Origin of the sequence: Proteiniphilum sp. UBA1028, assembly GCF_002316955.1 — a bacterium.
GTDB lineage: Bacteria > Bacteroidota > Bacteroidia > Bacteroidales > Dysgonomonadaceae > Proteiniphilum.
The window spans coordinates 62,512-88,398 of sequence record NZ_DCEN01000025.1 but is presented as its reverse complement, the minus strand read 5'-3'; the positions used below and the strand labels follow the sequence as shown (position 1 = coordinate 88,398).

General features: G+C 47.1%; 20 protein-coding genes and 2 tRNA genes. 7 read left to right on the top strand and 15 right to left on the bottom strand.

Annotated features, from left to right (window positions below):
* Positions 1-166: 166 nt before the first annotated feature.
* The 8 genes from ppdK to B3Z75_RS03290 form a co-directional block, all read right to left on the bottom strand.
* Positions 167-2,887 carry a pyruvate, phosphate dikinase gene (gene ppdK / locus B3Z75_RS03325; RefSeq protein WP_294067737.1) on the bottom strand — a complete coding sequence of 907 codons (2,721 nt, stop codon included), beginning with the start codon at positions 2,885-2,887 and terminating at the stop codon, positions 167-169.
* Positions 2,888-3,002: 115 nt separating this feature from the next.
* Positions 3,003-3,866: a DUF4296 domain-containing protein gene (locus tag B3Z75_RS03320; protein ID WP_294067735.1), complete on the bottom strand. Its 864-nt coding sequence runs from the start codon at positions 3,864-3,866 to the stop codon at positions 3,003-3,005.
* Positions 3,856-4,527, bottom strand: a complete 672-nt coding sequence (locus B3Z75_RS03315) for a lipoprotein signal peptidase (protein ID WP_294067733.1) — start codon at positions 4,525-4,527, stop codon at positions 3,856-3,858. Before B3Z75_RS03315 ends, B3Z75_RS03320 begins: the two co-directional genes overlap by 11 nt.
* A 9-nt stretch (positions 4,528-4,536) precedes the next feature.
* The gene (locus tag B3Z75_RS03310) at positions 4,537-4,917 is read right to left on the bottom strand and encodes a TraR/DksA family transcriptional regulator (RefSeq protein WP_294067731.1); all 381 of its coding nucleotides are present in this window, start codon (positions 4,915-4,917) and stop codon (positions 4,537-4,539) included.
* Positions 4,918-5,041: 124 nt separating this feature from the next.
* A complete protein-coding gene (gene ileS, locus B3Z75_RS03305; RefSeq protein WP_294067729.1) occupies positions 5,042-8,458 on the bottom strand; it encodes an isoleucine--tRNA ligase in 3,417 nt (1,138 codons plus the stop codon).
* A 269-nt stretch (positions 8,459-8,727) separates the two neighbouring features.
* Positions 8,728-9,921, bottom strand: a complete 1,194-nt coding sequence (locus tag B3Z75_RS03300; protein WP_294067758.1) for a pyridoxal phosphate-dependent aminotransferase — start codon at positions 9,919-9,921, stop codon at positions 8,728-8,730.
* Positions 9,922-10,225: 304 nt separating this feature from the next.
* Entirely contained in the window at positions 10,226-10,372 is a 147-nt protein-coding gene (locus B3Z75_RS03295; RefSeq protein WP_294067727.1) for a hypothetical protein, read from the bottom strand.
* A gap of 289 nt (positions 10,373-10,661) precedes the next feature.
* Positions 10,662-10,751 (bottom strand) — tRNA-Ser (locus B3Z75_RS03290).
* A gap of 126 nt (positions 10,752-10,877) precedes the next feature.
* Between B3Z75_RS03290 and mltG the strand changes: the two genes are divergently transcribed.
* The gene (mltG, locus tag B3Z75_RS03285; protein WP_294067725.1) at positions 10,878-11,906 is read left to right on the top strand and encodes an endolytic transglycosylase MltG; all 1,029 of its coding nucleotides are present in this window, start codon (positions 10,878-10,880) and stop codon (positions 11,904-11,906) included.
* A 17-nt stretch (positions 11,907-11,923) separates the two neighbouring features.
* On the opposite strand, the gene B3Z75_RS03280 is transcribed toward mltG, so the two are convergent.
* Positions 11,924-12,853 carry a bifunctional riboflavin kinase/FAD synthetase gene (locus B3Z75_RS03280; RefSeq protein ID WP_294067756.1) on the bottom strand — a complete coding sequence of 310 codons (930 nt, stop codon included), beginning with the start codon at positions 12,851-12,853 and terminating at the stop codon, positions 11,924-11,926.
* Between the two features lie 268 nt (positions 12,854-13,121).
* Between B3Z75_RS03280 and B3Z75_RS03275 the strand changes: the two genes are divergently transcribed.
* From B3Z75_RS03275 to B3Z75_RS03260, 4 genes are all read left to right on the top strand, one after another.
* Positions 13,122-14,378 (top strand): 3-keto-disaccharide hydrolase, encoded by a 1,257-nt coding sequence (locus B3Z75_RS03275; RefSeq protein ID WP_294067754.1) that lies wholly within the window; start codon positions 13,122-13,124, stop codon positions 14,376-14,378.
* A gap of 218 nt (positions 14,379-14,596) precedes the next feature.
* Positions 14,597-14,953 carry a ribosome silencing factor gene (gene rsfS / locus B3Z75_RS03270; RefSeq protein WP_294067723.1) on the top strand — a complete coding sequence of 119 codons (357 nt, stop codon included), beginning with the start codon at positions 14,597-14,599 and terminating at the stop codon, positions 14,951-14,953.
* A gap of 100 nt (positions 14,954-15,053) precedes the next feature.
* Positions 15,054-17,201 (top strand): ATP-dependent zinc metalloprotease FtsH, encoded by a 2,148-nt coding sequence (ftsH, locus tag B3Z75_RS03265; RefSeq protein ID WP_294067721.1) that lies wholly within the window; start codon positions 15,054-15,056, stop codon positions 17,199-17,201.
* 316 nt (positions 17,202-17,517) lie between these two features.
* Positions 17,518-18,093, top strand: coding sequence for a superoxide dismutase (locus B3Z75_RS03260; RefSeq protein WP_294067719.1), 576 nt, complete (start codon positions 17,518-17,520; stop codon positions 18,091-18,093).
* 143 nt (positions 18,094-18,236) lie between these two features.
* On the opposite strand, the gene pgeF is transcribed toward B3Z75_RS03260, so the two are convergent.
* From pgeF to B3Z75_RS03245, 3 genes are read right to left on the bottom strand one after another with little or no spacing between them, the layout of a single operon-like run.
* A complete protein-coding gene (pgeF, locus tag B3Z75_RS03255) occupies positions 18,237-19,064 on the bottom strand; it encodes a peptidoglycan editing factor PgeF (RefSeq protein WP_294067717.1) in 828 nt (275 codons plus the stop codon).
* A 9-nt stretch (positions 19,065-19,073) separates the two neighbouring features.
* A complete protein-coding gene (obgE, locus tag B3Z75_RS03250) occupies positions 19,074-20,231 on the bottom strand; it encodes a GTPase ObgE (RefSeq protein WP_294067715.1) in 1,158 nt (385 codons plus the stop codon).
* Positions 20,232-20,233: 2 nt separating this feature from the next.
* Positions 20,234-20,809 (bottom strand): adenylate kinase, encoded by a 576-nt coding sequence (locus B3Z75_RS03245; protein WP_294067713.1) that lies wholly within the window; start codon positions 20,807-20,809, stop codon positions 20,234-20,236.
* A gap of 121 nt (positions 20,810-20,930) precedes the next feature.
* Between B3Z75_RS03245 and B3Z75_RS03240 the strand changes: the two genes are divergently transcribed.
* On the top strand, positions 20,931-21,326 hold the full coding sequence (locus B3Z75_RS03240) for a hypothetical protein (RefSeq protein ID WP_294067712.1): 396 nt from the start codon (positions 20,931-20,933) through the stop codon (positions 21,324-21,326).
* Positions 21,327-21,437: 111 nt separating this feature from the next.
* Here the strand turns inward: B3Z75_RS03240 and B3Z75_RS03235 are convergent.
* Positions 21,438-21,508 (bottom strand) — tRNA-Cys (locus B3Z75_RS03235).
* Between the two features lie 94 nt (positions 21,509-21,602).
* Positions 21,603-22,970 carry a DNA repair protein RadA gene (radA, locus tag B3Z75_RS03230; protein ID WP_294067710.1) on the bottom strand — a complete coding sequence of 456 codons (1,368 nt, stop codon included), beginning with the start codon at positions 22,968-22,970 and terminating at the stop codon, positions 21,603-21,605.
* A gap of 145 nt (positions 22,971-23,115) precedes the next feature.
* On the opposite strand from radA, the gene B3Z75_RS03225 reads away from it, so the two are divergent.
* On the top strand, positions 23,116-25,236 hold the full coding sequence (locus tag B3Z75_RS03225; protein WP_294067708.1) for a Tex family protein: 2,121 nt from the start codon (positions 23,116-23,118) through the stop codon (positions 25,234-25,236).
* Positions 25,237-25,242: 6 nt separating this feature from the next.
* Here the strand turns inward: B3Z75_RS03225 and B3Z75_RS03220 are convergent, their stop codons facing one another.
* A complete protein-coding gene (locus tag B3Z75_RS03220) occupies positions 25,243-25,860 on the bottom strand; it encodes a ribonuclease HII (RefSeq protein WP_294067706.1) in 618 nt (205 codons plus the stop codon).
* Positions 25,861-25,887 lie beyond the last annotated feature (27 nt).

Sequence of the window (25,887 nt, the reverse complement as noted above, 5' to 3'; positions counted from 1 at the left end):
TTTAATTTAACATCCGTGCTCGTTTAACAAGTTAATTCACCTAGTATAATTGATGTAAAAGTAATGATAATCCCCTTAGCAGCCAAACGACTTGATGGTTAAAAGTAGTTATAAGCGCAGAGACACCACTTGTGGTGTCTCTGCTAAATGTTTCCGCTGTGGGCAGTTATCCTTCAATGGCTGCCTGTGCGGCTGCCAGGCGTGCAATGGGTACGCGGAAAGGAGAACAGGAAACGTAGTTCAGACCCACGGTATGGCAAAACTTCACCGATGTAGGTTCACCGCCATGCTCTCCGCAGATGCCGCATTTCAGGGTAGGCTTCACTTCGCGGCCCTTCTGTACAGCCATGCGTACAAGCTGCCCCACTCCGTTCTGGTCAAGGACTGCAAAAGGATCCTGTTTCAGGATTCCCTTATCGAGGTACATTGGTAGAAACTTGGCCACATCGTCACGACTATAGCCGAAGGTCATCTGAGTCAGGTCGTTCGTGCCAAAAGAAAAGAAATCGGCCTCCTTGGCGATCTTGTGTGCCGTAAGAGCAGCACGCGGAATTTCGATCATTGTACCGATCTTGTATTCCACCGAATCACTCTTTTCCGCAAACACCTTCTGGATAGTATTCTCGATGATCTCTTTCTGTGCCATGAACTCATAAACGATTCCGGTGAGGGGAACCATGATCTCCGGGATAACCTGGAGGCCCTCTTCTTTCAGCTCGATAGCGGCTTCTATGATAGCGCGAGTCTGCATTTCGGTAATCTCAGGGTAAAGGTTGCCGAGACGACAGCCACGTAACCCAAGCATCGGATTGGATTCCATAAGCCCCTCCACACGTTCGTGAATATCTTTGTAGGAGATGCCCATCACTCTTGCCATCTCCATCTGTCCTTTTTCATCGTGAGGAACAAACTCGTGCAACGGAGGATCGAGCAGACGAATGGTCACGGCATACCCATCCATTGCCCTGAAGATACCCAGGAAATCCTTTTTCTGTAACGGCAGCAACTTCTCTAATGCCTTGCGACGTCCGCTTTCATCCTTGGCTAGAATCATTTCACGCATGGGGACAATCTTGTCTTCTTCAAAAAACATATGCTCAGTGCGGCACAATCCAATACCTTTCGCTCCAAAGCTACGTGCCACCAGGGCGTCGTGTGGTGTATCAGCATTGGTCCTCACATCCATCCGTGCATATTTTTCGGCCAGAGTCATCAATTCACTGAAATCCGCATCGAGCTCAGCATCCTGGGTTTGTATTTTCCCCTCATACACATTTCCGGTCGAGCCATCCAGCGAGATCCATTCTCCCTCATTCAACTCCTTACCATTGATGATCATGGTGCGTGCTTTGTAATCAATAATCAGGTTGTTGGCAGCCGACACACAGCACTTGCCCATACCGCGTGCAACCACGGCAGCATGAGAGGTCATCCCCCCTCGTGCAGTAAGGATGCCCTGTGCACTGGCCATGCCACGTAGGTCCTCGGGAGAAGTTTCAATGCGACAGAGAATGACTTTCTTTCCATCCTTATGCCACTGCTCTGCTTCATCGGCATGAAATACCACCTGGCCGGCAGCAGCTCCCGGAGATGCGGGTAACCCATGGGTAATTGGCTTTGCACTGGCTAATGCTTTCTTGTCGAAAACAGGATGCAGCAACTCATCGAGCTTCTCCGGATCGCACCGCTTCAGAGTTGTTTTTTCATCGATGTATCCCTGGTGAAGCATATCAATGGCAATTTTCACCATGGCAGCGCCGGTACGTTTGCCACTCCGTGTTTGCAGCAGCCAGAGCTTGCCGTCCTGTATGGTAAACTCCAGATCCTGCATATCTTTGAAATAATCTTCCAGCTTTTGCTGCACTTCAATAAGTTCTTTTGCACATTCGGGAAGTACCTCTTCAAGAGAAGGATATCTGGATATGCGCTCCTCCTCTGATACACCCTGCATTTTGGCCCAACGACGGGAGCCTTCAAGGGTGATTTGCTGAGGTGTACGCACACCGGCAACCACGTCCTCCCCCTGTGCATCAATAAGATACTCGCCGTTAAAGAGATCCTCCCCGGTAGCAGCATCTCGGGTAAAGGCCACTCCGGTTCCGGAACTCTTACCCATGTTTCCATACACCATGGCCTGCACATTCACAGCAGTACCCCACTCCTCGGGGAAGTTGTTCATCTTACGGTAGAGGATGGCACGGTCGTTCATCCAGCTGTCAAATACCGCACATACAGCACCCCAAAGCTGATCCCAGGGATTTACCGGAAAGTCGTTTCCGGTCTTATTCTTCACTGCCTCCTTGAATCGCATGACCAATTCTTTCAGATCGTCCGTTGTGAGATCTGTATCCAGCTCAATCCCTTTTGATTTCTTCATTTCATCCATGATTTCCTCAAAAGGATCGATATCTTCCTTGCTTTGTGGCTTCAATCCCAATACCACGTCCCCGTACATCTGTACAAAGCGGCGATAGGAATCCCATGCAAAACGTTCGTTGCCGGTTTTTTTCGCAATTCCCTCCACGGCATCGTCGTTCAGGCCAAGGTTTAATACTGTGTCCATCATGCCCGGCATAGAAACACGTGCTCCGGAACGTACAGATACCAGACAAGGATTGTTTTTATCTCCAAACTTTGTTCCGGTAAGCTCTTCTATATGCAAAACAGCCTCTTTCACTTCCTCTTTCAGAACGCCGATTACATATTCTTTGCCCAACTCGTTGTATTCGGTACAGACCTCCGTGGTAATCGTGAAGCCGGGGGGAACGGGGACGCCGATCAGGTTCATTTCAGCCAGGTTTGCACCTTTACCGCCAAGCAGGTTTTTCATATCTGCGCGGCCTTCGGCTGCGCCGTTTCCAAAGGTATACACTCTCTTCTTTTCCATCTGATATTGTGTAATGATAAATTAAAAGTTAAGATCGACTTGCAGAAAACTCGTTGTACACAGCAAATGTAGTAAATTATCCTAAAATAAGCTGTCCATTGTAAATAGCTTTTTCCTATAAAGAATCGCTGTCAGCCATTTTGATTCGCTTTTTGGTTAAAACGGGGCTCTCGCTGCTGTTGGCCTCTGCTTCGGGCATTTCTACCGAAGCCTGCGGAAGTGGCTTGCTTCCGAGAAATATGTCATACAATTTTATCTGTGAGACGACACGGGTTGTATCCTGCAAATGTACAAAACCCCAAATTTGAGAAAGTGTATCGTTTTCAATAAATTTAGATGCAGGCAGGCTATAGGTTCTGTTTTCGGTAATATTGACCCACTGATAAAGTGTGGTATCGGCATATTGCAAAGTCAGCAACGAGGAAAAACGGGGATGGTACGAAGACGGTAAGCCAATCACGCTGAATGTGAAAGAAAAATGATCGTCCGGAATCTTTTCGTTTATTTCAATTGAATCCAGTCGAAAACGGAGCCCGCTTCTTGCCGAAGGCATGCAAAAAGCAAATGTGCGCGGAATATAGGAAGGTGAGTTGAGAAAAGGATCTGTCCACTGCAGGGCATTCTGCTGTGACAACTGCGCATCAACGTTACTGCGGGCTCGTTGCAGCCGTGCCCTCACGGAATCATTCATCTTCAGATATAAATCGATTCTGTCGGAGTACCACGACAACGATGTGTCCCACTGGGCCTGTGTAATACGGTGTTCCTTAAACACCTCATTGATATAAGCCTCTTTCTTTTCGGGTGTATTGAAATGCTGATAGTCGTTTTCAATGGTTGCCTCAGCAACGTACACATCATACAACACACGTTCCATCTGTTTCCTGTTCAACACTTCCTTCGGACGGTTCTGACAGGAAGAGATTAATACGCCCATCACAATGAAAAAGAAAAAATATGAAGCAAGTTTAAATTTCACTTTCCTTCTCCTGTTTTTCTTTGTCGAGTTTTTCCCGTTCCGTTTTTGACAGCAACGAATAGGATAATGTTTTTCTGTAAAAAAGCAAAATCAGGATAACACCCACGGTGATCGCTGAGTCGGCAATATTAAAAATAAAGCGAAAGAAGAGAAACTCCTGCCCTCCCACCACTGGCATCCAATCGGGCCAAGTACCGCTGAAAAGCGGAAAGTAGAGCATATCAACCACCTTTCCGTGAAGAAGAGACGAATAACCCTCCCCCCAAGACACCAGGGAAGCCACATGCCCCGGGTAACTGGCTTCAAATAGTACACCGTAGAAGATGCTATCGATGATGTTCCCCGAAGCACCTGCCAGTACGAGCGTGACACACACGATAAAACCCGTTTTGTAATTGTCTTTTACCAGCCTCCTGATATAAAAGACGATCAGTACTACGGCGATAATACGGAAAAGAGACAGAAAGAGTTTTCCTCCCGCTTCAATACCGAAAGCCATTCCGTTATTTTCAACGAAATAAATTCTGAACCAGTCGGTAACAGCGATGACATCGTACAACTCCATATGTGTTTTCACCCATATTTTTGAGAGTTGATCGACCAGAAGGACCAAAAAAACTACAATTGCGGCCAACCAGGCTTTATGTGAACACTTTTTCATCCTCGGCCGTTACTTTTTCTTGGCAGATTTAGCCTCAATGCTCAGGGTGGCATGCGGTACGGCACGCAGACGCTCCTTGGGAATCAGCTTGCCTGTTTCCCGACAAATACCGTAGGTACCGTTTTCAATTCGAACCAATGCAGCCTGCAAATTTTGGATGAACTTCATCTGACGTTGCGCCAGCCTTCCTGCTTCCTCCTTGGAGAGAGTGGACGCACCCTCCTCTAATACCTTATAGGTTGGAGATGTGTCGATGGTATCGTTGCCGTCTGTATTGGTGACGGCGGCACGATAATTTTCATACTCCTGACGGGCCACCCGTAATTTTTCGTTGATAATAGCCCGGAACTCATCCAGTTCCTCGTCTGAATATCTTGTTTTTTCGCTCATAATGATATATATGTTTATTGGCTGTGTCCCCTACTGGAATCAGAGTTTATGTACAACAACCGGCATTATAAAATGTTCTCTGTCACATATCCTCACAAAGATACACATAAAAAACAAATAATTTTCAACAGTTTTTATGGATACTGATAGTCAACAACTGATCGTGAATCTCTATCTGATCTTCAAGCTGCTCCTGCACGAAGGTGATCTCATCGGCCAGCACCTGGTTCCTGATGTAATCACTATTGGACACGATAGCTTCGTCAAAAGCAGGGTGTGAGGAAACACGGATGATGATGCGGTCAGTGATTTCGAAATCCTTTGCTTTGCGAAGATTTTGAATTCTGTTAACCAACTCGCGGGCAATCCCTTCTTTCTCAAGATCTGCCGTAAGCGTGATATCGAGCGCCACAGTCAGTCGTCCTTCATTGCCAACCAGCCATCCGGGAATATCTTCCGAAATAATCTCCACATCATTGGTTGTGATTACCGCCTCCTGTCCACCGACCATCAGCCGTACTGAACCATTTTTCTCCAGTTCGTTGATCTGAAGCTTGTCCATCTCCTGGATACACTGTGCCAGTTGTTTCATGATTTTCCCGTAACGGGGACCCAATTTTTTAAAATCGGGCTTCACCCGTTTTACCAGCATCTCACTGGCCGAATCCACGAAATGCAGTTCTTTCACATTCACCTCGCTGAGGATAAGAGCCTCAACAGAGGCTATATTTTGTTTCTGCTCATCATCCACCACCGGGATCATGATCCTGGAAAGAGGCTGGCGTACTTTGATATTTACCTTACGGCGTAATGCCAGAACAATTGATGAGGCCGTTTGTGCCAAATACATCTGCTCCTCCAAAGGCCGGTCGATAAGGCTATCGTCCACTTCAGGGAAATTGGCCAGGTGCACCGACTCAAGCTGCTCGCTTTTTGTAGTGGAGATCAGGTCGAGATACAATTTGTCAGCGTAGAAAGGTGCGATGGGTGCCATAAGCTTCGCCACCGTCACCAGACACTGGTACAAGGTTTGGTATGCCGACAGCTTATCGTCGGTCATCTCTCCACCCCAAAAACGTTTGCGGTTCAGGCGAACGTACCAGTTACTGAGATTGTCGTTCACAAAGTCGGCAATAGCACGCCCCGCTTTGGTGGGTTCGTAGCTGTCATATCCCTGGTCGACCTCCTTCACGAGTGAGTTCAGCAACGAAATGATCCAGCGGTCTATCTCGGGTCGTTTTTCGATCGGAATCTGAGGATACTGATCGCAGTAGTCGTCCACGTTAGCATACAACACAAAAAAGGAATAGGTGTTATAGAGCGTGCCGAAGAATTTTCTGCGAGACTCCTCCACGCCGTCAACATCGAATTTGAGGTTATCCCAGGGTGCCGCGTTGGTAATCATATACCACCGGAGGGGGTCGGAACCATGCTGTTCGATGGCTTCAAACGGATCAACGGCATTTCCAAGGCGCTTGGACATTTTGTTGCCGTTCTTATCGAGCACCAGGCCGTTGGAGACTACGTTCCTGAACGCCACACTCCCCTTGACCATGGAAGCAATGGCATGCAGGGTATAAAACCAGCCACGGGTCTGATCCACCCCTTCGGCAATAAAATCAGCAGGAAACTCTTTCTGAAAATCAGATTCCGAGATATGAGGATAGAAGACCTGCGCAAAAGGCATCGCACCACTGTCGAACCAGACATCAATCAGATCAGGCTCGCGTTTCATAGGCTTACCGCTGTCCGAGACCAACACAATATTGTCCACATAGGGTCGGTGCAGGTCAATCTGGTCATACTCCAACTCTCTGTACTCCTTCAGGTTCAACCCCTTCCACGGAAGCTCGTCCATCACACCGGCATCCAGTGCCTTCTGCATCTCCTTGTAAAGTTCCCTCACGGAACCAATACATTTCTCCTCCTTGCCATCTTCGGTTCTCCAGATAGGCAGCGGTGTACCCCAATAGCGACTGCGGCTCAGGTTCCAGTCCTGAAGATTTTCGAGCCATTTACCAAAGCGGCCTGTACCGGTAGACTGGGGTTTCCAGTTGATGGTATCATTGAGCTCGATCATCTTGTCGCGACAGGCAGTGGTGCGGACAAACCAGCTATCGAGCGGATAGTACAATACAGGCTTATCGGTCCGCCAGCAATGAGGATATGTATGCACTTGTTTTTCAATGCGAAAGGCGCGATTCTGCTGTTTCAGCATCACCGACAGATCCACATCGAGCGTGGCATCCTCTTCGTTGAGTGAATCGTCGTATGCATTTTTCACATAACGCCCTGCATATTCCTTGTAGCGATCTGCATTCATATTGTTCTGTACAAAATGCGGATCCAGATCTTCGAGCCGGAAAAATTTACCCGTAAGATCGACCATCGGACGTGGATTCCCCTCCTTATCGGTAAGCAACAATCCCGGTACACCGTTCTCCTTCCCCACCTTCATATCGTCTGCACCAAAAGTTGGCGCAATATGCACAATGCCTGTACCATCTTCCGTAGTCACAAAATCTCCCGTAACCACTTTAAACGCATTGTCTGACGCTTTCACCCAGGGAATGAGCTGTTCGTAACCTATGCCGGCAAGTTCAGAGCCCTTCCATACTTTGTCAAGCACCCGGAACGGAACATTTTTATCTCCTGGTTTGTAGTCATCCAGTGACCATTCGCTGTTCTTTTCGGGAAAATATACATCTAGCAGACTTTTGGCAAGTACTGCCGTCATGGGCTTCCCGGTATATTGGTTATAGGTCTGCACTGCTACGTAGTCAATATTCTTGCCCACAGCAAGCAATACATTCGAAGGCAACGTCCAGGGTGTGGTTGTCCACGCAAGAAAAAAGGGATCGCCGAATGCTTTCCACTCGGGCAGCGGGTTTCTTACCAGGAACTGCGCCGTACAGGTAGTATCCTTTACATCACGGTAGCACCCGGGCTGATTCAGCTCGTGGGTGCTTAATCCAGTTCCTGCAGCGGGTGAATAGGGTTGTATGGAGTATCCTTTATAGAGATAGTCATTGTTATACAACTCTTTGAGCAGATACCAGAGTGTTTCGATGTAACGGTTGTCGTAGGTAATGTACGGATCGCTCATATCTACCCAATAGCCCATCTTTCGGGTGAGTTCCTCCCATTCACGGGTATATTTCATCACTTCCGTACGGCAAGCTGCATTATACTCCTCCACCGATATCTTTTTCCCGATATCTTCCTTGGTAATTCCCATTGATTTTTCCACACCGAGCTCCACAGGCAGCCCGTGGGTATCCCAACCGGCTTTGCGGTTTACCAGAAAACCTTTCATCGTCTTGTAACGACAGAAAATGTCTTTAATGGATCGTGCAATCACATGGTGAATCCCCGGCATACCGTTTGCAGAGGGGGGACCTTCATAAAACACAAACCGTGGATGTCCTTCGCGCATTTCCAGGCTTTTCCTGAAAATCCCCTTTTCATCCCACACTTTCAACATCTCTTTGTTTACTTCCGAAAGATTCAATTGATTGTACTCCGGGAACTTTTTACTCATTATCAATGAAATTTATACCATACAAAATTTAAGATGCAAAGGTAGTAATAAATTGAGAAATGACAATCGACATAAAAACCAACTTCGTTTGTCTGTCCCAATAAAAAAAGTACTTCCGGCTTTGAAAACGGCTTTTTTTGGTCTGGACCGAACACAACGATAACACGAAAAAATGATGAGAAGCACTACTAACTATAAGCAGTAACCCATTGCCAAAAAAAACCCGGTTCGAAAAACGAATCGGGTTTTTAATTATTTAGCCTATGCGGTCAGGACAACCTCCCCAAAGCAACTTTTATGCGTGCAACAGCTTTTTGGATATTTTCGTCGGATGTTGCATACGACAAGCGGATGCAGCCCGGCGCACCAAAAGCATCGCCACCCACACACGCCACGTGCGCCTCTTCCAGCAGGTACATAGCCACATCGGTAGCACTGTTTAAAGTTTTTCCATTGTACGATTTTCCGAGATAGCTCTTGCACTCAGGAAAGATGTAAAAGGCACCCATCGGGTTGTTTACATTCAATCCCGGAATTTCGCCCAACAGCGACACAATGAGGTTTCTTCGTCTTTCAAAAGCTACTTTCATCTCGCTCACGCAGGACTGATCACCCGTATAGGCAGCTACAGCTGCTTTCTGAGAGATGGAGGAAGGGCCTGAAGTGTATTGTCCCTGCAGCATGCTGCATGCAGACGCAATCCACTGAGGAGCAGCAATCCAGCCGATACGCCATCCGGTCATGGCATACCCTTTCGAGACGCCGTTTACCACGATCACACGGTCGCGAATAGTGTCAAATTGAGCGATGGACTCGTGTTGTCCGATATAGTTGATATGTTCGTAAATCTCGTCCGCAATCACATAGATACCGGAATGCTTCTCCAGCACCGCTGCCATCGCCTTCAGCTCCTCTTTCGTATAAACACTTCCTGTTGGATTTGAAGGGGAACAGAGAATTAAAACCTTGGTTTTGGGGGTGATTGCCTCTTCCAGCTGTTGCGGCGTGATCTTAAAATCCTGATCGATCCCTGCATGGACAAAAACGGACCTTCCATCGGCCAGCTTCACCATTTCGGGGTAACTCACCCAGTAGGGAGCCGGGATAATCACCTCTTCGCCCTTATCCACAATAGAAAGGATCACATTGCAAAGTGATTGTTTCGCTCCTCCGGAAACCACAATCTGTGCCGGAGTATACTCCAGTCCATTTTCTTTTTGCAGCTTTTCGCATATTGCTTTCTTCAGATCAGGAAACCCTGCGACCGGAGAGTAGAATGAAAAATTATCGTCGATCGCTTTTTTTGCAGCCTGTTTGATGTGATCGGGCGTGGTAAAATCAGGTTCCCCAACACTCAGGTTGATCACATCAATGCCCTGGGCTTTCAGTTCGTTGCTTTTCTGTGCCATCGCAAAGGTTTCCGACGGTGACAAAGCAGACAATCTGGCAGATAATAAATTCATCATAATTTTTGAATTAAATTAGTCTTTTTGTTAGATTATGGCACAAAGATAGACAAAAATCACATTTTAAAGCATGTCCTTCAGAATATTTGGCATAAATATCCGTAAATCTCTTTCAAAAACAAAAAAGCTACCCGGGAGGTAGCCTGAAATATATGTAGTGTAAATAAAAATCAAAAAAAAGCGTCTGTGATATCCATTCAATCACTCAGCTTCAAAACCATGCCTGATCACATTTGCCTCCCAGCATCAGCATACTTGCAGGCAGTTCCTGCTTTCTGCTCTTCGATAGTGGCAATGTTCCTCAGCTTGCATAACGCAAGCTTGCTCTTAACGTACGAAGCCTGTTCAACCTGTTTGTACGGTAAGAAACAGACCCGTTTGAGATGTTTTGTTCCAGATACTTGATCTGTCCCAAAATTTCTTCTTTGGTAAGGTTTCTGACTGTCATAATTTTTCCTTTCTGTTAAAAATTTATGATTCATCGGCAACCGTCTATTTAAGAAGCCATTCAGTATGTAATTGATAACCTAAAAATGATTTCAAATAACTCGCTTGCCATTTAAATCGATGCAAAGATACAATAAAAAAACATGTTATACAACATATTTTTCATTATTATTTTTGCCTCTATGTGATCGCTTTTGACAATTAACAAAAAAAGAAGCAGTATCTCACGTAGAAATCTCTTTTGGAACAGAATTTAGCCAATAAAAAAGACGCGACAAATCGCGTCCTGATGGCGGAAGCGACGAGATTCGAACTCGTGGTACAGTTACCCGTACGGCAGTTTAGCAAACTGCTGGTTTCAGCCACTCACCCACACTTCCTTATGATTTTTCACTAAAATCGGATGCAAATATACAAGTTTGTTTTTAACTTGTCAAAGAAAAAGCGATATTTTCAAACGAATCTTTCTACATTTGCGGTTGTTTTCATGTCTCACTATACAAAAGATGAAGAAAAATTACAACCCCTCACGGTGGATCATTGGAATCCTGCTGCTACTGATTATTTCGGCAGGAATCTATGCCTATAGCCTTATCTTTAAACCTTTTTCACTGTCGGAAACAGCATATATTTACATCGACAAGCAAAAGAACTACGAAGAGGTAGTTGAACAACTACGTGACAAAGCCGGACTTCCTTCCGAAAAAATATTTAACCTGCTGGCAGAACGGATGAACTATCCAAACAAGATAAAAACCGGCAGATATGCCATCACCAACGGCATGACCATGCCAGATGCAATACGCCTTTTGCGCTCAGGGAACCAAACGCCGGTAGATATCACCTTCAACAACATGCGTACCAGGGAGAATCTGGCGGGACGTATCTCTCAACAACTGATGATGGATAGCGTGACATTGCTGAACGCCCTCAACGACACCGTTACCCCCGGAATATACGGGTTCAACGAATTTACGTTTATCGCGATGTTCATTCCGAACACCTACGAAGTGTACTGGGACACCGGAATCAACAATCTGCTGGACCGGATGAAAAGTGAATACGATGCTTTCTGGAACGAAACACGCAGGAACAGAGCTGAAAAAATCGGACTCACACCGGTGGAGGTGTCCACTTTGGCTTCCATCGTGGAGGAAGAGGCGACCTATGCCGACGAGTATCCTGTCGTAGCAGGGCTTTATCTGAACAGAATCCGTAAAGGGATGCGCCTGGAAGCCGATCCTACCGTGAAGTTTGCCGTGGGGGATATTTCGTTGCGACGTATTCTCTACAAGCACCTTGAAGTGGAATCTCCCTATAACACATACAAAAATAGCGGCCTGCCCCCGGGTCCCATTCGCATACCATCCATCCGGGCCATCGAAGCCACCCTGTCTCCGGAAAAGCATAGTTACTTGTTTATGTGCGCGAAAGACGATCTTTCGGGCCGGCACAACTTTGCCGTTACACATGCTGAGCATGCACGTAATGCAGCACGCTATCAAAAAGCACTAAACGAGAAAGGCATCTATTAAAAAATTATTCCCTTTTGTTATTTCTTACTCTTGAGTCGCGCCAGTACCAATAATTTATCTTTGTGTATTTGCGCCACCAGTTCATCCAGAGCATCGAACTTCCGGTCGGGGCGGATAAAATCAATAAATTCCACTGTGAGCGACTGGTTGTACAAATCGGCATTGAAATCAAAAATGTTTACCTCGACACTGATTTCCGGATCATCGTGCAAAGTGGGGCGGGTACCGATGTAGAGCATCCCCTCATAGATAATATCTCTTATATGTACAAGCACGGCATAAACGCCAAGTTCCGGAACCACCTTGTATCGTTCCCAGGAGCGGATGTTTGCCGTAGGAAACCCAATGGTTCGCCCCACGCGGTATCCCTCCACAATCTTTCCGGAGAGTGTGTAGTTATAGGATAACAAGCTGTTTGCCTGCTGTATTTCGCCTTTTTTCAGCAACGTTCTAATTTTCGTTGAACTCACATTCTCACCATCCACCTGATACTCAGTAGCCTGCACCACCTTCATCTCCATTTCTTTACCATACCTTTCGTAGTCCGGGAAGCCCTCTTCGCGGTTGTGACCAAACCGATGATCATACCCGACAAAAAGAGTATGTACGCCAACCTGCTCCTTCAGCACTTCCTGCATAAACTCCCTTGCCGACAAGCGGGAGAGCTCCGGCGTAAACGGGAGACTGATACAATAGTCGATCTGGGTAGTGCCCAACTGGTCAAGTTTCTCTTCGTATCCGCACAACAGCGCCGGCTGATAATTTTTTTGCAATACTTTGCGCGGGTGCACAGGAAAGGTAATGATGGCCGACGGCAAGTTGAGTCGTTTTGCCTCTTCCTTTACCTGTTTAATAAGATGGCGGTGTCCGATATGTACCCCATCGAAAAAACCGACAGATGCCACAAATGGACCATCATGCACCTTATTATCATCCGATAGATCAATATGTTTCAAAATTCATCAATTGTTAAAAAGAGACTCAAAAAATGCCACTTTGTGCAATAAACGCCAAATTCTCCCTTTTGGTTTAAAATCCGCACGGGAATTATATAACAGAATTGTGCAAAGGTACACAGAATAAAGTAAATTTGAGAATACACAATCAAAGATGCCTGACTATCAGCAGTGCAAATTACAATAATTTCCTATCTTTGTGTTGGATCAAGTTTATTCCATAAAAAAGAAAGAGAACATGAAGTGTAATTTTTATTTGATGAGCACCATCGCTATGGCAACATTCGCAACAGCCTGTACCCCTGGGGCAAAACACAATCAACTCACAGAACAGGAAAAGGCAGACGGCTGGGAACTCCTTTTCGACGGGGCTACCCTTAACGGATGGCGCGATTACAATGGTGACACTCTTACTGTACCCTGGTTTGCCGAAGATGGCATGATACAGGCCAAAGGCGAAGGGGCCGATGAGCACGGCTACATCGCCACAGAAAAAGTGTACGAGAATTTCGAACTGGTGTGGGACTGGAAGATTGCCGATGGCGGCAATAGTGGCGTATTGTATCACGTGGTGGAAAATCCAAAATTCGCCGTTCCTTACATAACAGGACCTGAATACCAGCTGATCGACGAACTGAACTTTCCCGAACCGCTGGAAGATTGGCAAAAGACGGCAGCCGACTATGCCATGCACACCACCGATACTACCAAAACCATCATCAAACCTGCCGGAGAGTGGAACACTTCGAAAATAGTGTTCGACAACGGGCACGTGGAACACTGGCTCAACGGTGAAAAGGTGGTGGAATTTGAAGCATGGACCGAAGAGTGGTTTGCACGCAAGAACAGCGGCAAATGGGAAAATGCACCTGAGTACGGCTTGGCCCGCAAGGGAGTGATTTGTCTGCAGGATCATGGCTCGGCAGCCTGGTTCCGCAATATAAAGATCAAGGAGCTGCCCCGCAAAACAAAGGAAGTACCTTTATTCAACGGTATCGACCTGCAGGGCTGGGAAGTATACGGCACGGAAAAATGGTATGTGCAGGATGGAGTACTGGTTTGTGAAAGCGGACCCGATAAGCAGTACGGATATCTTGCTACCCGTGAATATTATGACGACTTCGACCTGAGCGTGGAATTCAAACAGGAAGCCGACGGCAATTCGGGTGTGTTCATCCGTTCCTTCGTAGAACCGGGCGCCATGGTGAACGGGTGGCAGGTAGAAGTAGCTCCCAGGGGCAACGATACAGGCGGTATTTACGAATCTTATGGCCGTGGGTGGCTTGCACAGATACCCGATGAAAAAGAGAACATTTTGAAAGAAAACGATTGGAATACCCTCCGCATCGTGGTAAAGGGAGACAATGTAAAGACCTACCTCAACGGGGTAGAGATGGTGGACCTGACCGACGAGAAGATCGGAAAAGCCCAGGGGCGAATTGCTCTGCAAATTCACGATGGCGGTGGCATCAGGGTTCTTTGGAGAAATCTGAATTTGGAAACCCTTTTGCAGTAATCCGTCTCCGGAAAAAAGATGCAGGTAGTTTCCGTATCCAGCACTCCCCTGCTTTTAGCCCTATCCACTTTGGATGGGGCTTGCTCTTTTCGTAGAGCTTAATTTTTGGCACTGTTTTTGTTCAACACCGTATAAAAGAAGGCAGGTTATTTTTTTTGCAGATCGTATTTAGAGAAAAAGAACCTATCTTTGCAACATTAACTCACTTAAAACAAAGAATGATAGAACAAAACGAGCTCTTACAAAGTATCATTGAAGGAATTCAGGAAAAAAAAGGAAAAAACATCTGCGCCATTCAACTGAAAGGAATATCGGGCGCCATCTGCGACTATTTTGTGATCTGCGAAGGCAACACCCCTACACAGGTATCGGCACTAGCCGATTCCATCGAAGAAATTGTGAAGAAAAACATCCACGAAGGCCCTCTCCGTGTGCACGGACAACAGCAGGCCGAATGGATCGGAATGGATTACGGAAATGTAATTGTACATATCTTCCTACCCGAACTGCGCACTTTCTACAACATTGATACCCTTTGGGAGGACGCTAAATCGGAGCTGATCCCTTCACTATAAAACTAATTCCCTGAAAAATTGTTACTAAATAATTAAATAGGATTTTCTTCCACAACGAAAGAGATCACTCCAAATAATCTTGTAAAAGAGACAGCAACAAATGAACAATACGAACAAGGACAGTAAACAGAACAAACAACCGACCTTACGCCCCAAAATAGGTGGAACAAACCCCAAGCGGCCATTCAACCCGTATTGGATTTATGCCGTAGCCCTTGCCATCTTGATGGGCATGTGGTTTTTCGGCCAGGACAGCACTGTGAAAGAGGTGAAATGGTCCGATTTTCAACAGTATGTACGCGAAAACAGAGTACAAAGCATCGTTATTTACAGCAACAAAGGGGTAGCAGACGCGGTTGTACGGGAGGAGTCGGTAAGTCACGTCTTCGGCGAAGATGCCAACAGGGCAGGAAGAATGCCGGTGATTCAGGTGGAGGGAGCCTCAGCCGAAGCAATCTCTGAATTTATCGATGCAGTAAAAACGGAGAAAAACTACGACATAGAAGTTCGCTTCGACACCACCTCAGAGATGTGGAGTGTTTTGCTCACGTTCGCACCGTTTATTCTGCTCATTGTGTTCTGGATATGGATGATGCGCAGGATGCAGGGTGGTGCAGGAGCTGGTAGCGGAGGTGTGTTCAGCGTCGGAAAATCGAAAGCACAACTGTTTGATAAAGATTCCAGCCAAAAGGTGACTTTCAAAGATGTGGCCGGTCTCTCAGAAGCAAAAGAGGAGGTACAGGAGATTGTGGAATTCCTGAAGAATCCCGGCAATTATACTAACCTGGGAGGAAAAATACCCAAGGGCGCTCTACTGGTAGGCCCTCCAGGAACAGGAAAGACATTGCTGGCAAAAGCAGTTGCCGGAGAAGCGAATGTTCCCTTCTTTTCCATATCGGGATCTGACTTCGTGGAAATGTTTGTCGGAGTAGGTGCTTCACGCGTACGGGACCTCTTCCGGCAGGCAAAAGAAAAAGCACCCTGCATCGTGTTTATCGATGAGATTGATGCCGTAGGGCGTGCACGTGGCAAAAACACAAACTTCGGCTCAAACGACGAACGGGAAAACACACTAAACCAACTACTTACAGAGATGGACGGCTTCGGGTCCAACAGCGGGGTTATCATCCTGGCTGCGACAAACCGGGCCGACGTATTGGATAAAGCGCTGATGCGCGCCGGACGCTTCGACAGGCAGATCTATGTGGAACTGCCCGACCTGAACGATCGCAAGGAGATATTCAAAGTACACCTGCGCCCTATCAAGATTGACGAATCCATCAACGTGGAGTTTCTTGCACGCCAGACACCGGGCTTTTCGGGTGCTGACATAGCCAACGTGTGCAACGAGGCAGCATTGATTGCGGCCCGCAAGAAGAAAAAATTTGTGCAAAAAGATGATTTCATGAATGCGGTAGACCGTATTGTGGGCGGACTGGAAAAGAAAAACAAGATCATCACCCAAAGCGAGAAAAAATCGATTGCCATTCACGAAGCCGGGCATGCCACACTAAGCTGGTTCCTTGAACATGCCAATCCTCTCGTCAAAGTAACCATTGTACCACGTGGCAAAGCACTGGGAGCTGCCTGGTATCTTCCCGAAGAGCGGCAAATCACCACCAAGGAGCAGATGCTCGATGAGATGTGTGCCCTGCTCGGTGGACGCGCTGCGGAAGAGTTATTTATCGGACACATTTCGTCGGGTGCGATGAACGATCTGGAAAGAGTTACAAAGCAGGCCTATGCCATGATCACCTACATGGGCATGAGCGAAAAACTTCCCAATCTCAGCTATTACGATTCCTCTGGACAAGAGTATACCTTCTCCAAACCTTACAGCGACGAAACGGCTAAACTCATCGACTCTGAAGTAAAAGCAATGATTGCACAACAGTACGAGAGAGCCAAACAGATTCTTACAGAAAAAGCGGCAGGACACCAACAGCTGTCCGCCATCCTTCTGGAAAAAGAGATCATTTATGCAGACGACCTGGAACATATCTTCGGCAAACGCAAATGGATCTCCCGCTCACAGGAAATTCTGGATCATAAAAAGGAAAATGGGGAAGAAAAAAAGATACCTTCCAAACCGGCGGTATCTGTTGAAAGTCAGCTCCTCGACACGCAAGATGAAGCTGGTAAGGATTCTGCTCCTGAACAAGGCAATGAACCGGACATCAAAATGGATCACGGCGTCGGAGATCGACAGGAAAAGAGTCAGATGCGGGAAAGGGAGGATGAAGGATAAATAAACCTTGATATCAAAATAATAAACCCGCTATAGAGAAAAGCAATAAGCCCCCGCCATCGGCACCGACAGCCTGGCCTTCAACGGTCTGGCTGTTTTTTTTACTCATTTTTCGTCGCTTCGCTCTTCGTCTTGCAAGAAAGACCGAACAAATGATGGATTCTTATCGTTATAATATTGAACAACAAAAATAAGCGGAAAAATGAAAAAAATTCATTCAATCCTATTGACTGGAGTGTTGGTTTTAACTCTGTTCAGTTGCCATAATTCCAACGCAAACAATAACGAAAATAATAATCCTAAAAACAAAGTAAATATGAAATTTGAGAAAGTAGCATTACCTTATGCAACCGACGCACTGGAGCCGGTTATAAGCAAACAAACCGTGGAACTTCACTACGGAAAACATCATCAGGCGTATGTGGACAATTTAAACAAGTTGGTCGTGGGCACCAAGTTCGAAAATTCTGATCTCGAAACAGTAGTAAAAGAAAGCGATGGCGCTATTTTCAACAATGCAGGCCAAGTTTTGAACCACAACCTCTACTTTACCTCGTTCAAACAAGGGGGTAGCAGTGTGCCCAAAGGGGCATTGGGCGACGCTATCAATGCACAGTATGGCTCATTTGAGAAGTTTCAGGAAGAATTTAATGCTGCCGGGGCTTCGGTGTTCGGTTCAGGATGGGTTTGGCTGGCAAAAGACGGAAGTGGTAAACTCTCCATAGAAAAGGAAAGCAATGCCGGCAATCCAATTACAAAGGGATTGACTCCGATTTTGGGATTCGATGTATGGGAACACTCTTACTACCTCGATTACCAGAATCGCCGCGCCGACCATCTGAAAGAATTATGGAAGATCATCGATTGGGACGTGGTAAGTGCACGTTATTAATTGAAAGCAATCGCCCGGCGGAACGTAAGTCACTTAATGGAAAAAAGAGAATGAATGTCAGGATTCATTCTCTTTTTTTATTTGCTCCTCCTCTATAAGGAATTACATCAAAAACAGCTTATCTTTCGCTGCATGCTTCCGGTTCAGACGCTGTGGTTTTTCATCATAATACCGGTGAGCATCCTGCCGGAATGCTCCGTCTGCCGACGGGCTGAGAAGAAGAGTTCCTCTCTTTCAAAGGTACAGAGATCACTCTTTTCGATATTTTTTCCGAACACTCCCAAGCGAAGTAGCTCCCTTTTGTTGATTTCCTTCAGGTCGATGTGCCATCTCGAGGCAGGGTTCTTCCGGAAAGCGACCTCCTTGTCGGAAAGGTCGAATCCCTCCCTGATAAAAGCGTCGACGACTTCGTCTCCTACTTCATAATGCGTCATACTTATTCCCGGTCCAATTCCGGCAACAATGTCTGCAGGAGAAGAGCTGTAGTGGCGCCTCATTTCTTCGATAGTTTTTTCCACAATCCGCCCTACGGTACCTTTCCATCCGGCATGAATAGCTGCAATCGCCTCCCTTTGTTTATCGTAAAGAATAATCGGGATACAGTCGGCCGTCGTGGCACAGAGAAAAACTCCTCTTTTTTGTGAAATGGTAGCATCCACACCGTACATAGTTTCAATGGAGGCAGCATGATCCAACGCGAAGAACGAATCGTCTATCGGCAATACACGGGTGCCGTGTGTCTGATGAGGAATAATAAACTGATCCATGCTCATGTAGAACATGCGAGAGAGAATCTGACGGTTTTCGTAAATGTTCAACGGGTTGTCATCGGAAAAATTCCCCATGTTGAAAGAAGCATAGGTGCCATTACTCACACCTCCGGTCCGGGTGGTAGAGAAATGGACAATCTCTTTTTCTTCGCTCAGCAGATCAAACTGCAACAGATTACGGTATTGTGAATGCGGTCTCATCTTATGGGTTCATATATCCTCCTCAAAATAATCCTCATCGTCATAATCCTCATCATCGGGTTCTTCGTCATACTCCCCCTCGCCAGGGAACTGTTCTTCCGGATCAAATTCCAGCGTAGACACATCCAGATCTCTGTGAATCAATGTATGACGGGAAGCTGTGACAGGAGTGGAACTGTCTGCATTTAACTCACGCCATAACAGATCCTTCAACAGCGGAATTCCATAACCAGTGACAGACGAGATAAACACAAAGGGAATTGCCGGCAAATCTTCTTTGATTTCATCCATAAGCTCTTCGTCGAGCATATCGGATTTAGAAATCGCCAACACATGCGTCTTATCCAGCAACTCGGGATTATACTGTTTCAGCTCCCGCAACAAAACCTCGTATTCTTTTCTGATGTCATCGCTGTCGGCCGGAACGACAAAAAGCAACAACGAGTTTCGCTCTATGTGTCGCAGAAAACGCAGGCCAAGTCCCTTTCCTTCACTAGCTCCTTCAATAATTCCAGGGATGTCGGCCATGACAAACGACTTTCCTTCGCGGTATCCCACAATACCCAGATTCGGTTCAAGTGTGGTGAAGGGATAGTTGGCAATCTTAGGCTTTGCAGCCGATACCACGGAAAGTAAGGTCGACTTTCCAGCGTTGGGGAAGCCCACGAGCCCTACGTCGGCCAAAAGTTTCAACTCAAGAATAATCCATCGCTCTTCATACGGTTCTCCGGGCTGAGCATATCGCGGTGCCTGGTTTGTGGCTGTCTTGAAATGCTGATTTCCCAAACCGCCACGACCTCCTTTCAGGAGTATCACTTCCTGTCCGTCATCGGTAATGTCGCACAGATACTCTCCGGTATGCGCATCGTACGCAACAGTACCACAAGGGACGTCAATGATCCTACTTTCCCCCTTTTTTCCGGAACGTTGTGCCCTGGAGCCGCTCTCACCATGGTCTGCGAAAATATGTCGTTGATAACGAAGATGAAGCAAAGTCCAGTAATTACGGTTACCACGCAGGATAATGCTCCCGCCGTCACCACCATCACCACCGTCCGGACCTCCTTTGGGTATATACTTCTCCCTCCTGAAATGGGCAGAACCACGCCCCCCCTTTCCGGAACGGCAAAATATCTTCACATAATCAACGAAATTTGTTTCCGCCATCCTTATACAATTATCCGGTCAACGATGGTTTCCATGGATGTGAAGATCTCATCGATGGAACCTTGTCCCGGTATTTTCACCAATTTGCCTTGCTCTTTGTAAAAATCCTTCAGCGGAGCTGTCTGTTCATAATAGACCTGAAGACGAGATTCAATGGTTTCCCTGTTGTCGTCCGACCGTCCCGACATCTCGCCACGTTTCAGCAACCGATCAATCAGCTCTTTATCTTCCACTTCCAGGCTTAGCACCACGGAAACTTTCTTGCCATGTCTTTCCAACATTTTATCGAGTGCTTCACCCTGCATTAGAGTTCTGGGAAAACCATCGAAAATGAATCCCTTTAAATGATGGTTCTTTTTAACCAACTCCTCCAGCATGCCAATCACTACTTCATCAGGTACAAGCTGTCCCTTCGATATGTAGGAGTCTGCCATCTTTCCCAACTCAGTATTGCCATTAATCTCTGCACGTAATAAATCGCCTGTGGAAACATGCTTTAAACCGTACTTCTCAATCAACTTCTCACTCTGGGTACCTTTTCCCGATCCGGGAGCCCCGAAAATTACAATATTCAACATACTTTTTCTAACTTAAGCTACAAAGATACGCTTTTTCCGACTTACATGCTCACATCTTTATCATTTATTGGATCAATCACGCATCTTTGATGAACCAATCACAACCCAAAATGTTTATTCATTGAAGTTGAATATTAACACCCTACACACAATGAGGAAAGATGAGTTCAAGCAGAAAACACACGACGTGCTAAATGAATTGGCCGACTACATCTCTAAACTGGAAGATAAAGCCGGTGAAATTGCGGATGACGCCAGGGAGGAGTACCGGGAACAACTTGATAAGCTGAGGGACATCAGAGATAATTTGTCCTCAAAATTGGAAGAATACGAAAATATTGCCGACAGCAAGTGGGATGTGGTCAGGGAGAGTGCGGGCACCTTCTTTACCTCTGTCTCTGAATCCTGGAAAGAAAACTTCGCCAAAGTGGTGGATGCCTTCAAAAAGGACGATAACAAAACCCATGCAGGAGATCATCACGATGCCGACGCACCCAACTACGACGGGAATTTATAATTTTTTGTACTTGTGCCGTAACCAACTATGCCCGAGATAGTGACCTTTACACTATGCAAGGCTTCATAAAAAAAACCCAACACCAAAAGCAGTGTTGGGTTTTTCATTCAGAGGTACCTGGCGGATTCGAACCGCCGTAAACGGTTTTGCAGACCGACGCCTAGCCACTCGGCCAAGGTACCAGGATCGCTGAAAGCGGTTGCAAATGTAATATATTTTTTTGAAAAATAAAAATGATTGCCATTCTAATTTAGACATACGACTTAAATACCGGGTTCAGGAAAAAAGCAACCGAAAAGCATCGCTTACTCTTTTCACCTGTTGCAGCTCGATAGATACATTCTTATTCACCCCTTTCAGGTTGTTGGCAGGAATGAGGATGCGGGAGAAGCCTAGCTTCTCTGCCTCCTGAATGCGCTGTTCAATACGGTTTACCGGACGGATCTCGCCCGACAACCCCACCTCACCACAGAGGCAGGTATCTCTATCAATAGCCATATCGAGACTGGAGGAAAGCACCGCACTGATGACTGACAGATCCATACCGGGGTCGTTCACACGCAGACCTCCGGCAATATTAAGAAAAACATCTTTCTGCGCCAGCTTAAAGCCGGCCCGTTTTTCCAGTACGGCCAGCAGCATGTTCATTCTCCGGATATCAAACCCGGTGGCCGATCGCTGCGGCGTTCCATAGGCAGCCGTACTGACGAGCGACTGCGTTTCGATCGCAAAAGGACGAACACCTTCAATGGCTGATGCGATGGAAACGCCACTCAATCCGTCGTGATTCTGTGTAATCAACAACTCAGAAGGGTTGCTTACTTCCCGCAACCCCGATTGATTCATTTCATAAATACCCAGTTCCGCTGTGCTTCCAAAGCGGTTCTTAATACTGCGAAGAATGCGATACATATAATGCTGGTCGCCCTCAAACTGCAACACCGTATCCACAATGTGCTCCAATATTTTGGGGCCGGCAATGCTGCCTTCCTTGGTAATATGACCGATTAGTAGCACCGGGGTACCCGACTGCTTGGCAAACTTCAGGAGAGCCGCAGCACATTCACGCACCTGCGAGATGCTTCCGGGTGATGATTCCATCGCATCGCTGTAAACTGTCTGGATAGAGTCGATGATCAACAGCTTCGGCGAGACCTGCTTCACCTGTTTGAAAATATCATCGAGGCTGGTCTCACACACAATCAGGCAATCGTCGTTCTCAATACCGATGCGTTCTGCTCTGAGCTTCAGCTGGCGTGCGCTCTCCTCGCCCGACACATAGAGCGAGCGGACACCTTTCAGCTTCAGGATGGTCTGCAATACCAACGTCGACTTGCCGATACCGGGCTCTCCGCCTATCAACACAACCGATGCGGGGACTAGTCCTCCACCCAGCACCCGGTTAAGCTCAGCATCCTGCATATCGAGGCGCGGCTCCTCATCAGCTTTGATCTCCCGCAGCAACATTGGCTTGCTCTTCGCTCCACTGAAAGAGCGCGTATCTTCCTGTCTGGTGGCGGCATCCTTGCGTATCAGTTCCTCCACGAAGGTAGACCATTCTCCGCAAGAGGGGCATTTACCCATCCATTTGGGTGACTCGTGCCCGCAATTGCTGCAAAAGTAAACTGATTTTAGTTTCGCCATGATGTAGCTGTTTAAAGAGGTAAAGATACAGAAATTTCTTGTACTTTTGCAATATGCCTGTAGCCAGCTATAGCCGGCTGGGGCGGAATGGGGTTGCATGGAGGCTTGCTCAGCCTCTCCCTCACAACGATCTAAAACTTTACAGATGTCCGACGTTTATTCATTTATTTCGAGGTCGCTCAGTCTCTCGCTCAAAAGCGTGGAAAGCACCGTCCAGTTGCTCGAAGGTGGAGCTACCATCCCATTCATCAGCCGCTACCGCAAAGAGGCTACCGGCGGTCTTGATGAGGTGCAGATAGGGAACATCAGGATATGGAACGAAAAATACCGCGAACTGGAGAAGCGAAAAGAATTTGTGTTACAATCCATCAAATCGCAAGAGAAGCTGACGCCGGAGCTTTCGGAACAAATTCACGGCTGCTGGGACAGCGCCGAACTGGAAGACCTGTACCTCCCCTTCAAGCCAAAACGGCAGACACGTGCCGAAATTGCCCGCAGGAAAGGGTTGGAAGGTCTGGCCAAATGGCTGATGATGCAGAAGGAGGGTTCGGTAGAAACCAAAGCGAAGCAGTTTGTACATGATGATGTTCCCGATACCGGATCGGCATTGAAGGGAGCATGCGATATCATTGCCGAATGGGTAAACGAAGATGCAAGAACCCGTCAATTGATACGGAATATTTTTTCTCGCGAAGCTTTTATTACGTCAAAGGTGATTAAAGGCAAGGAGGAGGAAGGTGAGAAATATACAGATTATTTTGATTTCTCGACGCCATTGTGGCGATGCCCGTCACACCGGATTTTGGCAATTCGTCGTGGCGAGGCAGAAGGTTTTTTGCGCATCACCATTTCGCCCGACGACGAGAAATGTCTAGACAGGCTTGTACCCCGGTACGCCAAGAATAATGTTCCGGCAGCCGATTACGTGGAGGAGGCGGTTACAGATGCATACAAACGTTTGTTGAAGCCCTCCATCGAAACAGAGTTCGCCAATCTTTCCAAGGAGAAAGCCGATGAAGCGGCAATTGCCGTTTTTGCCGAAAACCTGCGTCAATTATTGCTGGCTCCTCCGCTGGGACAACAACGTATTTTGGCCATCGACCCCGGCTTCCGAACCGGCTGTAAAGTTGTCTGCCTGAACGAACAAGGGGATCTGCTACACAACGAAACCATCTACCCTCATCCGCCGCAGAACGAATTTTCCAAATCGGCAGGCAAGGTTGTGAAGCTGGTCTCCACCTATAGAATCGATGCCATTGCTATTGGAAACGGCACTGCAAGCCGTGAAACAGAACGGTTCATCTCGAACCTCCGGTACGAGAAGGAGGTGAAGGTGTTTGTGGTGAGCGAGAGTGGAGCATCGGTCTATTCCGCATCGAAGACAGCCCGGGAGGAGTTCCCGGAATATGATGTGACGGTGCGGGGCGCTGTTTCTATTGGACGACGTCTGAGCGATCCGCTTGCGGAGTTGGTGAAAATTGACCCAAAGTCGATTGGTGTTGGGCAGTATCAGCACGATGTGGATCAAACAAAGCTGAAGCATTCTCTCGATCAGACCGTGGAGAGTTGCGTGAATCTTGTAGGCGTGAACCTCAACACGGCGAGCAGGCATCTTCTCACCTATGTGTCGGGACTGGGAGAATCACTGGCACAAAATATCGTGGATTGGCGTTCCGCAAACGGCCCTTTCCGTTCACGAAAAGAACTAAAAAAAGTACCCAGGCTGGGACCAAAGGCATTTGAACAGTGCGCTGGATTCTTGCGCATTGCCGATGCAGAAAACCCGCTTGACAACTCGGCAGTGCATCCCGAAAGCTATCCCATTGTGGAGAGAATGGCCCGCGACCTGCACTGCTCCGTGAAAGAACTGATCCGGAACAAACCGTTGATAATGGCCATCGACATAAACCGCTACATGACCGAAGAGGCTGGCGCCGAAACATTGACCGACATCTTGCAGGAGCTGGAAAAACCGGGACGCGACCCTCGCTCTACAGTACAGATGCTGGAATTTGATCCGGATATCCGCACCATCAACGATTTGAAAGAAGGAATGAAGCTTCCCGGCATCGTGACCAACATCACCAACTTCGGCTGTTTTGTAGATATTGGGATCAAGGAGAACGGGCTGGTACATATCTCGGAAATCGCCGATCGGTTCGTTTCAAACCCGACGGAAGTGGTGTCGCTCCACCAACATGTGGAAGTGAAAGTATTGTCGGTCGACATAGAACGGAAACGCATCGCGCTCTCAATGAAAAAATAAACAAATTTATTGAAAGACAAATTCCAACTGACGTTCAACAAGTTGAAAGCTTTTCCGGTGCATAGGAGTGATGCCCTCCTCCAGAATTGCCTGCCGGTGCTTCCTCGTGGGATAACCTTTGTTGCATGCCCAGCCGTACCGGGGATATTTTTCGTGCAATCCCCGCATATACTCGTCGCGATAGGTCTTAGCCAGAATAGAGGCAGCAGCGATGGATTGAAATAAAGCGTCCCCCTTCACTACACAAGTATAAGGGATCTTCCCGAAGGGGCGGAATCGATTTCCATCTACCAGAATATGGGCAGGAGTCACCGACAGCTTCCTCAATGCCCGGTGCATTGCCTCAACCGAGGCCCACAGGATATTCATTTCATCAATCTCTTGGGGAGAGCAGGAAGCAACTGCATAGTTCAACGCATTTTTCTCGATCACCGCACGCAATTCATCCCGTTTTTTTTCGGTCAACTGTTTGGAATCGTTCAGCTTCATGCAGGAAAAACCGGGTGGCAACACCACGGCCGCCGCGAATACAGGGCCGGCAAGACACCCCCGTCCCGCCTCGTCGCATCCGGCTTCAACATATCCGGGTTTCATACATGTTTGCAATAGATTGCACTCCTTCATAATATACCCTTTTTCTTCATCAATCAA

Bases quoted from the DNA above. Each gene is read 5' to 3' on its own strand.
- obgE (WP_294067715.1), bottom strand. From the start codon at position 20,231: ATGGCGGAAACAAATTTCGTTGATTATGTGAAGATATTTTGCCGTTCC.
- B3Z75_RS03275 (WP_294067754.1), top strand. From the start codon at position 13,122: ATGAGCACCATCGCTATGGCAACATTCGCAACAGCCTGTACCCCTGGG.
- B3Z75_RS03295 (WP_294067727.1), bottom strand. From the start codon at position 10,372: ATGACAGTCAGAAACCTTACCAAAGAAGAAATTTTGGGACAGATCAAG.
- B3Z75_RS03225 (WP_294067708.1), top strand. From the start codon at position 23,116: ATGTCCGACGTTTATTCATTTATTTCGAGGTCGCTCAGTCTCTCGCTC.
- B3Z75_RS03245 (WP_294067713.1), bottom strand. From the start codon at position 20,809: ATGTTGAATATTGTAATTTTCGGGGCTCCCGGATCGGGAAAAGGTACC.
- B3Z75_RS03315 (WP_294067733.1), bottom strand. From the start codon at position 4,527: ATGAAAAAGTGTTCACATAAAGCCTGGTTGGCCGCAATTGTAGTTTTT.
- B3Z75_RS03220 (WP_294067706.1), bottom strand. From the start codon at position 25,860: ATGAAGGAGTGCAATCTATTGCAAACATGTATGAAACCCGGATATGTT.
- radA (WP_294067710.1), bottom strand. From the start codon at position 22,970: ATGGCGAAACTAAAATCAGTTTACTTTTGCAGCAATTGCGGGCACGAG.
- ileS (WP_294067729.1), bottom strand. From the start codon at position 8,458: ATGAGTAAAAAGTTCCCGGAGTACAATCAATTGAATCTTTCGGAAGTA.
- B3Z75_RS03300 (WP_294067758.1), bottom strand. From the start codon at position 9,921: ATGAATTTATTATCTGCCAGATTGTCTGCTTTGTCACCGTCGGAAACC.
- B3Z75_RS03310 (WP_294067731.1), bottom strand. From the start codon at position 4,917: ATGAGCGAAAAAACAAGATATTCAGACGAGGAACTGGATGAGTTCCGG.
- rsfS (WP_294067723.1), top strand. From the start codon at position 14,597: ATGATAGAACAAAACGAGCTCTTACAAAGTATCATTGAAGGAATTCAG.
- ppdK (WP_294067737.1), bottom strand. From the start codon at position 2,887: ATGGAAAAGAAGAGAGTGTATACCTTTGGAAACGGCGCAGCCGAAGGC.
- ftsH (WP_294067721.1), top strand. From the start codon at position 15,054: ATGAACAATACGAACAAGGACAGTAAACAGAACAAACAACCGACCTTA.
- mltG (WP_294067725.1), top strand. From the start codon at position 10,878: ATGAAGAAAAATTACAACCCCTCACGGTGGATCATTGGAATCCTGCTG.
- pgeF (WP_294067717.1), bottom strand. From the start codon at position 19,064: ATGAGACCGCATTCACAATACCGTAATCTGTTGCAGTTTGATCTGCTG.
- B3Z75_RS03260 (WP_294067719.1), top strand. From the start codon at position 17,518: ATGAAATTTGAGAAAGTAGCATTACCTTATGCAACCGACGCACTGGAG.